Origin of the sequence: Stenotrophomonas sp. Ste86 (assembly GCF_024519465.1) — a bacterium.
In the GTDB taxonomy this organism is placed as follows: Bacteria; Pseudomonadota; Gammaproteobacteria; order Xanthomonadales; family Xanthomonadaceae; genus Stenotrophomonas.
This window is the reverse complement of the sequence record NZ_JALJRW010000032.1, coordinates 1-9,560: the sequence shown is the minus strand read 5'-3', so window position 1 is coordinate 9,560 and position 9,560 is coordinate 1. Positions and strand designations below refer to the sequence as shown.

General features: G+C 67.0%; 7 protein-coding genes. 4 read left to right on the top strand and 3 right to left on the bottom strand.

Annotation, left to right across the window (positions count from 1 at the left end; genetic code table 11):
- Nucleotides 1-152: 152 nt before the first annotated feature.
- The 3 genes from glpK to NR101_RS18215 form a co-directional block, all read right to left on the bottom strand.
- Entirely contained in the window at nt 153-1,652 is a 1,500-nt protein-coding gene (gene glpK / locus NR101_RS18225) for a glycerol kinase GlpK (RefSeq protein ID WP_256777564.1), read from the bottom strand.
- Nucleotides 1,653-1,690: 38 nt separating this feature from the next.
- Nucleotides 1,691-3,178: a glycerol-3-phosphate dehydrogenase gene (glpD, locus tag NR101_RS18220; RefSeq protein WP_256777565.1), complete on the bottom strand. Its 1,488-nt coding sequence runs from the start codon at nt 3,176-3,178 to the stop codon at nt 1,691-1,693.
- 508 nt (nt 3,179-3,686) lie between these two features.
- Nucleotides 3,687-4,319 (bottom strand): OmpW family outer membrane protein, encoded by a 633-nt coding sequence (locus NR101_RS18215; RefSeq protein ID WP_256777566.1) that lies wholly within the window; start codon nt 4,317-4,319, stop codon nt 3,687-3,689.
- A gap of 189 nt (nt 4,320-4,508) precedes the next feature.
- On the opposite strand from NR101_RS18215, the gene NR101_RS18210 reads away from it, so the two are divergent.
- The 4 genes from NR101_RS18210 to lpdA all read left to right on the top strand — a co-directional run bounded on the left by NR101_RS18210 (nt 4,509) and on the right by lpdA (nt 9,120).
- Entirely contained in the window at nt 4,509-5,033 is a 525-nt protein-coding gene (locus tag NR101_RS18210; RefSeq protein WP_256777567.1) for a DNA-deoxyinosine glycosylase, read from the top strand.
- Nucleotides 5,034-5,243: 210 nt separating this feature from the next.
- Nucleotides 5,244-6,647, top strand: a complete 1,404-nt coding sequence (gene aceF / locus NR101_RS18205; RefSeq protein ID WP_256777568.1) for a dihydrolipoyllysine-residue acetyltransferase — start codon at nt 5,244-5,246, stop codon at nt 6,645-6,647.
- A gap of 17 nt (nt 6,648-6,664) precedes the next feature.
- Nucleotides 6,665-7,291: a hypothetical protein gene (locus NR101_RS18200; RefSeq protein ID WP_256777571.1), complete on the top strand. Its 627-nt coding sequence runs from the start codon at nt 6,665-6,667 to the stop codon at nt 7,289-7,291.
- A 17-nt stretch (nt 7,292-7,308) separates the two neighbouring features.
- Nucleotides 7,309-9,120 carry a dihydrolipoyl dehydrogenase gene (gene lpdA, locus NR101_RS18195; RefSeq protein ID WP_256777570.1) on the top strand — a complete coding sequence of 604 codons (1,812 nt, stop codon included), beginning with the start codon at nt 7,309-7,311 and terminating at the stop codon, nt 9,118-9,120.
- The last annotated feature ends 440 nt before the right edge of the window (nt 9,121-9,560 follow it).

Here is a 9,560-nt window from a genome sequence, read left to right as displayed (position 1 = left end):
TTTTTTTTTTTTGCCGGTCGCGAGCGACCATCGCGGCAATGATCGACACGCGGTAGGCCACGCCACGCGCGGCGATGATCGACACCGGGTAGAGCCACGCCATGCGTGGCTGGCCGCGCAACGCGCGGCAATGATCGACACCGCGTGCGGCGTCACCCCACCCGGAACCCCATCGTGGCCTGTACCGCCTGCTGCCAGCCGGCGTACAGCGCTTCGCGCTGGTCCACCGCCATCTGCGGCATGAAGCGCCGGTCCACCGCCCACTGCGCGGCGATCTCTTCCCGGCTGCCCCAGAACGCCGTGGCGAGCCCGGCCAGGTAGGCCGCGCCCAAGGCAGTGGTTTCAGCCACCTGCGGGCGCACCACCGGCACGCCCAGGATGTCGCTCTGGAACTGCGCCATGAAGTCGTTGCCGATCGCACCGCCATCGGCGCGCAGCTCCTTCAGTTCGATTCCGGCATCGGCCTGCATCGCGGCCAGCACGTCGCGGGTCTGGTAGGCCATCGATTCCACCGCCGCCCGGATGAAGTGTTCCTTGCTGGTGCCCCGGGTGAGGCCGAACATCGCGCCCCGCACATCGCTGCGCCAGTACGGCGCGCCCAAGCCTACGAAGGCCGGCACCAGGTAGACCCCGCCGGTGTCGGGCACGCGTTCGGCATAGGCCTGGCAGTCGCTGGATTTGCCGAACACGCGCAGCCCGTCGCGCAGCCACTGCACCACCGAGCCGGCGACGAAGATCGATCCCTCCAGCGCGTACTCGACGCGCCCGTCGATGCCCCATGCCAGCGTGGTCAGCAGGCCGTTGTTGGACACCACCGCCTTGTTGCCGGTGTTCATCAGCATGAAACAGCCGGTGCCATAGGTGTTCTTGGCCATGCCCGGCTCGAAGCAGGCCTGCCCGAACAGCGCCGCCTGCTGGTCGCCCGCGATCCCGGCGATCGGGATGCGCTGGTCGAAGAAAAACTGCGACTGGGTGCTGGCATACACCTCGCTGGAGCTGCGCACCTGCGGCAGCATCGCGCGCGGGATATCCAGCAGTTGCAGCAGCTGCTCGTCCCAGTCCAGGGTGTGGATATTGAACAGCAGCGTGCGCGCGGCATTGCTGTAGTCGGTGACGTGGGTGGTACCACCGCTGAGGTTCCACACCAGCCAGCTGTCGATGGTGCCGAACAGCAGCTCGCCACGTTCGGCGCGGGCCTGCGCACCGTCCACGTGATCCAGGATCCAGCGGATCTTGGTGGCCGAGAAATACGCATCGATGAGCAGGCCGGTCCGCTCGCGCACCAGCGGTTCGTGGCCTTCGGCCTTGAGCCGTTCGCAGATGGCATGGCTCTGCCGCGATTGCCAGACGATGGCGTTGTGGATCGGCTGGCCGGTGGCCTTGTCCCAGACCACGGTCGTTTCGCGCTGGTTGGTGATGCCGATGGCGGCGATCTGGCGCGCGTGGACCTGCTCGCGGTTGAGCAGCTCGGTCAGGGTGGTATAGACGCTGGTGAGAATCTCGCGCGGGTCGTGCTCGACCCAGCCCGGTGCCGGAAACAGCTGGGCGAACTCGCGCTGTGCGCTGCCGACGATGCGGCCCCTGCGATCGAACAGGATCGCGCGGGAACTGGTGGTGCCCTGGTCGATGGCGAGCACGTACTGCTTGTCCATGCCTTGCTCCGTACGACGAATCGAGGTGACGCCACAGCCTACGCCATCGCCGCCAGGCGGTGCTGCAGGTACTGCGCCAGCGCGTCGCGTTGCGCTGCGTCCAGGCGCAGGCCCAGCCAGGTACGTCGCCAGAGCAGGTCGTCGAGCTGGCGTACCCATTCGTGGCCGATCAGGTAGTCGACCTCGCGCTGGTAGAGGCCCGCACCGAAATGCGTGCCCAGCTGCGCCGGCGTGGTCGCCGACCCGAGCAAGGTGGACGCGCGCGTGCCGTAGCGCCGCGCCAGGCTCGCCAGCAGCGTCGCCTGCTGGTTCGGATAGAGCGACTGCAGGCGCGCCAGCACGGTGGGCGCATCGCCGCCATCGCCACCGGGCAGGGCAGGCCCGGTGGCGGTCCAGGCCGGTTCGCTGCGTCCCAGTACCGGCCCAAGCTGATCGACCGCTTCTTCGGCGAGGGTCCGGTAGGTGGTGAGCTTGCCGCCGAGCACGCTGAGCAGCGGCGCCTGGCTGGCGTCCAGCTGCAGGCGGTAGTCGCGGGTGACGTTGGCCGCCTCATGATGGTGGTCTGCCAGCAGCGGGCGGACCCCGCTGTAGGTCCAGACCACGTCGGTCGGTTGCACGGGTACGCGCAGCCAGCGGTTGACCGCCTCGCACAGGTAGGCGACCTCACTGTCGGCGGCCTTTACCTGCGCAGGATCGCCGTGGTAATCCACGTCGGTGGTGCCGATGAGGGTGAAGTCCTGTTCGAACGGCAGCACGAATACGATGCGTTGATCCGGTTGCTGCAGCAGGTAGGCGCTGTCGTGCGCGTACAGGCGCGGTACAACGATATGGCTGCCCTGGACCAGGCGCAGGCCGATCGGCGCATCCATGCCGGCGCGTTCGAGCAGATTGCCGGCCCACGGTCCGGTGGCGTTGACGACGGCGCGGGCGCGCAACCGCTGCACGCTGCCATCGGCGCTACGCAGTACCGCCCACCAGTGATCGCGGTGGCGGATGAGCTGTTCGCAGCGGGTGCGCACGCGGATCTGCGCGCCGCGTTCGTGGGCGTCCAGCGCATTGAGCAGCACCAGGCGGGCATCGTCGACGCGGGCATCGGCGTAACTGAAGCCGCTGCGGAAGCCGGGCTGCAGCACGGCGCCGCGCGGGTCGCGACGCAGGTCCAGTCGTTGCGAGCGCGGGAATGCGGCGCCAGCGTGGCCGAGGTGGTCATACAGCCACAGTCCGGCCTGCAGCATCCAGCCGGGGCGCAGGTGCGGGGCCTGGGGCAGGACGAACTCGGTGGGGACAACCAGGTGCGGGGCGAGGCGGTGCAGGACGCTGCGTTCGCGCAGGGCTTTGCGGACCAGGCCGAACTCGCCGTACTGCAGGTAGCGCAGGCCGCCGTGGATGAGTTTGGTGCTGGCGCTGGAGGTATGCGCGGCAAGGTCGTCCTGTTCGCACAGGCACACCGACCAGCCGCGGCCGGCCGCGTCCCGGGCGATGCCGGCGCCATTGATGCCGCCGCCGACGACCAGAAGGTCGAGCATCGGGTCCGTTCCGGTTCCTTCCATCCCCGTCCCCGGTAGTGCGATGCGGGCAGTATCGGCGGTGGTGGGACAAAGGCGAATGAAAGGTGGTTGTTCTGGTGTTGGCCAACAGCCAACGGCAGTGCGCCGACTGTTCTGGCAGGGCAGGGGGCTGTGAATTGGCGGGACACGCCGTGCATCCATCCATGGAGGCTCGTGCGCCGCATCCATGCGGCGCAACGGTCCCGCGAATCCAGAGCCCCCTGCCCCTGGACAGTTTGGCGGTGGCCTTGGCGAAAGCGTGAGGCCACTGCAACTGCGGCGCACAGGCAACCGCGTCCGGCATGGGGCGGGAGTGGATGAGGCTGCTCTTCAGACCGTCGGCCAGCCAACTGTCAATGACGGGACGCGGCTGCCGGGCGCCACGGAGGGTGCCTGGCCCTCATCCAAGGGAAAGCGAAGCCGGCAAACGACAACGGGCCCGCGAGGGGCCCGTTGTTGTACCGCAATGAACGCGTGTGGCTGGCGCTTAGAAGCGGGCGCCGATGCCGAAGCCCACGGTCCACGGATCCAGCTTGGCCTTGTCGCCGGTCTTGTCACCGTTGACGGTCAGCTCCGGACGCGAATGCATGTAGCGGGCATCGGCGCGGGCAAACCAGGTGCTGTTGATGTTCATGTCCACGCCGACGGTGCCGATCGCGCCCTTTGCGGTCTTCAGACCGATGTGGCCCACGTCACTGGCCAGGTCTTCATTGCTGAAGTTGGACTCGTAGTAACCGGCGCCCACGAACGGACGGAACACGTTGTCGGCCTGGCCGAAGTGGTACTGGCCGCTCAGCGCGATCGGCTGCTGCTCGACCGTGCCCAGGCGCGCACCGTCGGTGCCGCGCACGCGGTGGTCGAACTTGTCGGCAGCGCCCCACAGCTCAACGGCCCAGTTGTCGTTGATGTAGTAGCTGAAGCTCAGGGTCGGGGCCGGACCACCGTCCACCTTGCGCACGCCGTCGAGCGGATCGTTCTTCGGCTGCAGCAGCGAGACGCCGCCAACCACGGCAAAATGCTTGCCCGACGCGGTATCAGTGGTGGAGTCCTGCGCGAATGCGGCCGGTGCGAAGGCCAGTGCGGTCAGGGTTGCCAGGGTCAAAGTGCGGATGGAGCGCATGGGGGAATCTCCTCAAGATGTTTTTGTTCTGGTCCCCGTTGTTCCGGGGCGAGGCAAACGTAGTCCCCACAACATGAATCGAATCCGACGCGCGTTAAAATTTAGTTTGTTCCGTTCAGCGAACAGCAGAAAAGCCCTGCAAAATCGGCAATTGTTACGCTGGAGGATGTTCATGCACCTGGTGGAGATGTGATGGAAGAAACGACCTGCATCGGCTTTCCCGCGCAGGTGTCCGGCGATTGCCGTGTGCTGGTGCTGGGCTCGATGCCCGGATTGGCATCGCTGCAGGCCGCTCAGTACTACGCCCATCCACGCAATCGTTTCTGGCCGCTGATGCAGGTGTTGTGTGGTGTCGATGCGGCGTTGCCGTATGCAACGCGCATCGCCGCGTTGAATGCCAGCGGCGTCGGTCTGTGGGATGTCATCGGCCAGTGCCGGCGACGTGGCAGCCTGGATGCGTCGATCGTGCGTGGTAGCGAAGTGCCCAATGCGCTGGGCGCACTGATCGCCACGTTGCCGCAGTTGCGCGCGGTCGCCTGCAATGGTGGTACCGCGCACCAGGCCTTCCAGCGTTTCGTCGCGCCGACGTTGGCGCCGGCCGGCCGGCCGATGGCGATCTGGTCGTTGCCCTCCACCAGCCCGGCCAACGCGGCCTGGCCGCTGCCGAAGCTGCAGGCGGCATGGCAACCGCTGGCCGATGCACGGCGGCCGTAAGCGGCTGACTCCGGCGCGCGGCGGCGGACAATACGGTACCGACTGGAAAATACTGCTTCGTGCTGTACCAAGCGCAAGCCGGGCAAAGCAGGCCGCTGCAACAGGTTGTCTCGGGACAGGGGGCGCAAAAGTTCGCCCAGCCGGTTGGCGCTGACGCCTCCTGCCCCCACAATAGGCGATTCCCTACACCAGATTGCCGGAGTTATCCCCATGGCCGAAATCAAGGAAGCACTTGTCCCCGATATCGGTGACTACAGCGATATCCCGGTAATCGAGGTGCTGGTCGCCGTTGGAGACACCGTCAAGAAGGACCAGGGCCTGGTCACGCTGGAATCGGACAAGGCCACGATGGAAGTGCCGTCCTCGGTGGCCGGCGTCGTCAAGGAGATCAAGGTCAAGGTTGGCGACAATCTGTCCGAGGGCAAGGTCGTTGCCCTGATCGAAGTCAGCGAAGGCCAGGCCCAGCCGGCCGCTGCCGCTGCGCCTGCCCCGGCGGCCAAGACCGAAGCGGCCGAGACCGCGACCAAGGTCGAGCCGGTCGCCACCACCGCCGAGCCGGACAAGCTGGCCGCCCGCGATATCGAGCAGGCCGCCGCAAAGGCGACCCAGCCGGCCCCGGCCGCTGCCGCACCGTCCGCCGGTGCCCCGACCAGCCCGCCGGTGCAGTTCAATGCCGACAGTGTGCTGCCGCAGAAGGTGCCGTATGCCTCCCCGGCGGTGCGCGTGTTCGCCCGCGAACTGGGTGTGGACCTGAACCAGCTGAGCGGCACCGAGAAGGGCGGCCGCATCACCAAGGGCGACGTGCAGAAGTTCGTCAAGTCCGCCCTGACCGGTGGCGGCGCGTCGAACGGTGGCTCCGTTGCCGCCGGCGGCGGCCTGAACCTGCTGGCCTGGCCGAAGGTCGACTTCAGCAAGTTCGGCGAGGTCGAGGTACAGCCGCTGTCGCGGATCAAGAAGATCTCCGGCGCCAACCTGGCCCGCAACTGGGCCATGATTCCGCACGTCACCCAGTTCGAACAGGCCGACATCACCGAGCTGGAAGCCCTGCGCGTGGCGCTGAACAAGGAAAACGAGAAGGCCGGCATCAAGCTGACCATGCTCGCCTTCCTGGTCAAGGCCAGCGCCGCGGCGCTGAAGAAGTTCCCCGAGTTCAACGCTTCGCTCGATGCCAGCGGCGAGAACCTGACCCTGAAGAAGTACTTCAACATCGGTTTCGCCGCCGATACGCCGAGCGGCCTGGTCGTGCCGGTGATCCGCGACGTCGACAAGAAGGGCGTGGTGCAGATCGCGCAGGAATCGGGCGAACTGGCCAAGAAGGCGCGCGACGGCAAGCTCGGCCCGGCCGACATGAGCGGCGGCTGCTTCTCGATCAGCTCGCTGGGCGGCATCGGTGGCACGGCGTTCACGCCGATCGTCAATGCACCGGAAGTGGCCATCCTCGGCGTGTCCAAGTCGTCCATCCAGCCGGTCTGGAACGGCAAGGAGTTCGCACCGAAGCTGATGCTGCCGCTGTCGCTGAGCTACGACCACCGCGTGATCGACGGCGCGCTGGCCGCGCGCTTCACCACCTACCTGTCCCAGGTGCTGGCCGACATGCGGCGCGTCCTGCTGTGAGGCAGCGCCTGGCAGTGATGCTGATGCTGGCGGTGCTGCCGGCGTCGCAGGCGGTCGCGGCGGAATGCGCGTCCGGCCTGGGGCGCGGCTGGCCGCCGGCCGTTGGCAACTATGGCCAGGCAGTGGAAACCCTGTTCGAGGGCAAGGCGCAGCCGGCGCTGTCGTTGGTGACCCTGCCCAAGAGCGGGGTCGAGACCGGCGTAGCGCTGCTGCCCGGTACCCAGGAAGCGGAATGGACGCTGCGTTTCAGCCGCGCCGATAAGCGCGTGTACAACTGGAACAACAGCGCCCGTGGTGGCGGCCTGGAACTGCGCGTGGACCAGTCGCCGGACCAATACCAGGTCAGCATTCCGGCCGCGTTGGCGCAGCGGCTGCTGCGCAGCTGGCAAGCCGCGCTCGATGCGGCGGTGCCGGTTGATCGCAAGGCCGCGGTGCTGGACGGTGAAGTGCTGTCCTTCCAGGTGGATGGGCAGCGTTTCAGTGGCCCGCGCCCGGAGTGCGGCAGCGGCAGGCTGATGATGAAACAGGTGGCGCTGCTGATCGAAGCCAGCGACACCAAGGAAAAGAAGCTCGACCGTCGCTGGAAAGATCTGGACGAGTCGCTCGACGAACTGCAGCAACTGCTCGCCGGCAAGGCCGGCTGAGTCCCAGGAGAACAACAATGGCCGCAATTGAAATCAAGGTTCCCGACATCGGCGATTACAGCGGTGTCCCGGTGATCGAACTGCTGGTCGCCGTGGGTGACACGGTGAAGAAGGACCAGGGCCTGGTCACGCTGGAATCGGACAAGGCGACGTTGGAAGTGCCGTCTTCGGCGGCCGGCGTGGTCAAGGAAATCAAGGTCAAGCTCGGCGACAACCTCTCCGAAGGCGACGTGGTGCTGCTGCTGGAGGCCGAAGGTGAGGCCGCCGCACCGGCCGCACCGGCCAAGGCCGACGCGCCCAAGGCCGAGGCATCGGCCAGCAAGCCGCCGGTGACCCCGTCGCACCGCGCCCCGGCCGAACCGGCCGCACCGCAGCCGGCGCTGTCCTCGGGCAAGCCGGCTGACATCGAATGCAAGATGGTGGTGCTCGGCGCGGGCCCGGGCGGCTACACCGCCGCCTTCCGGTCGGCCGATCTGGGCGTGGACACGGTGCTGATCGAGCGTTACGCCAGCCTCGGCGGCGTCTGCCTCAACGTCGGCTGCATCCCGTCCAAGGCGCTGCTGCATGCGGCGGCGGTGATCGACGAAGTCGCCCACGCCGGTGATTTCGGCGTGGAGTTCGGCAAGCCGACGATCACCCTGGACAAGCTGCGCGGCTACAAGGAAAAGGTGGTCACCCAGCTGACCAAGGGCCTGGCCGGCATGGCCAAGCAGCGCAAGGTGCGCACCGTGCAGGGCCTGGCCAAGTTCGTCTCGGCCAACGAGCTGGAGATCGTCGGCGACGACGGCAAGACCCAGCTGCTGCGCTTTGAGCAGTGCATCATCGCCGCCGGTTCGCAGGCGGTGAAGCTGCCGAACTTCCCGTGGGACGACAAGCGGGTGATGGATTCCACCGATGCGCTGGAACTGGCCGACGTGCCGGGCAAGCTGCTGGTGGTCGGCGGCGGCATCATCGGCCTGGAAATGGCAACGGTGTACGCCGCGCTGGGCAGCAAGGTGACGGTGGTGGAGTTCATGGACCAGCTGATGCCGGGCGCCGACAAGGACCTGGTCAAGCCGTTGGCCGACCGCTTGAAGAAGCAGGGCGTGGAGGTCTACCTGAAGACCAAGGCGACCGACGTCAAGGCCGACAAGGCCGGCGTGACCGTGTCCTTCGAGGCGGCAGTGGACGGCGAGAAGCCGGGCCTGGAAGCAAGCGCCTTCGACCGCGTGCTGGTGGCCGTGGGTCGTTCGCCGAACGGCAAGAAGATCGATGCCGAGAAGGCGGGCGTGCAGGTCACCGACCGTGGCTTCATTCCGGTGGACCGTCAGATGCGCACCAACGTGCCGCACATCTTTGCGATCGGCGATATCGTCGGCAACCCGATGCTGGCCCACAAGGCCACGCACGAGGGCAAGCTGGCGGCCGAAGTGGCTTCGGGCGAGAAGAAGGAGTGGGTGGCGCGGGTGATTCCGTCGGTGGCCTACACCAACCCGGAAATCGCGTGGGTGGGCGTGACCGAGACCGAGGCGAAGGCCAAGGGCTTGAAGGTGGGCGTGGCCAAATTCCCGTGGGCGGCCAGCGGTCGTGCGATCGGTATCGGTCGCACCGAGGGCTTCACCAAGCTGATCTTCGATGAAGAAACCCATCGTATCGTCGGTGGCGCGATCGTGGGCGTGCACGCCGGCGATCTGCTGGCCGAGATCGGTCTGGCGATCGAGATGGGTGCGGAGGCCGAAGACATCGGTCACACCATCCACGCGCATCCGACGCTGAGCGAATCGGTGGCGATGGCGGCGGAGATCTACGACGGCACGATCACCGATCTGTACATGCCGAAAAAGAAGTAACCGGCGGGTCGCCGCCATGGGTGGTGACGCTGCTGCAACGAAAAACCCCGGCGAAAGCCGGGGTTTTTTGTTGGCCGGTGGTCTCTTCGATCAGGATGGCTTCGCTTCGCCGCGCAGGCCGCCTTTGCTGGACCAACCGGAAAGCAAAAAGCTTCTTCGCCCGTATGCGGGGCAGACACGAAGCGCGCCCTGGATCTTTTCCCTCGCGGCGGTCGGCGGATCGGGCGCTGGGCGCCCATGCCCTTTCCGGCGAATGTCCCCCGGCGTCGGCCTGCGGCCGCCCCCTCCTCCTTTATTTCGCCTCCAAGGGCATGGGAGCCCAGCGCCCGACCCACCGACCAGCCCAAAAAGCCTGGCTTCCGCCTGCTTACCGCGAGCCGAGCCCCGTAGCGGCCGGTAGGCTCCTGGGCAAAATAAAGGAGGAGGCCGCCAGGCCGGGG

Coding starts and splice junctions, on each gene's coding strand:
- glpD (WP_256777565.1), bottom strand. CDS start 3,178: ATGCTCGACCTTCTGGTCGTCGGCGGCGGCATCAATGGCGCCGGCATC.
- glpK (WP_256777564.1), bottom strand. CDS start 1,652: ATGGACAAGCAGTACGTGCTCGCCATCGACCAGGGCACCACCAGTTCC.
- NR101_RS18200 (WP_256777571.1), top strand. CDS start 6,665: ATGCTGATGCTGGCGGTGCTGCCGGCGTCGCAGGCGGTCGCGGCGGAA.
- NR101_RS18215 (WP_256777566.1), bottom strand. CDS start 4,319: ATGCGCTCCATCCGCACTTTGACCCTGGCAACCCTGACCGCACTGGCC.
- lpdA (WP_256777570.1), top strand. CDS start 7,309: ATGGCCGCAATTGAAATCAAGGTTCCCGACATCGGCGATTACAGCGGT.
- aceF (WP_256777568.1), top strand. CDS start 5,244: ATGGCCGAAATCAAGGAAGCACTTGTCCCCGATATCGGTGACTACAGC.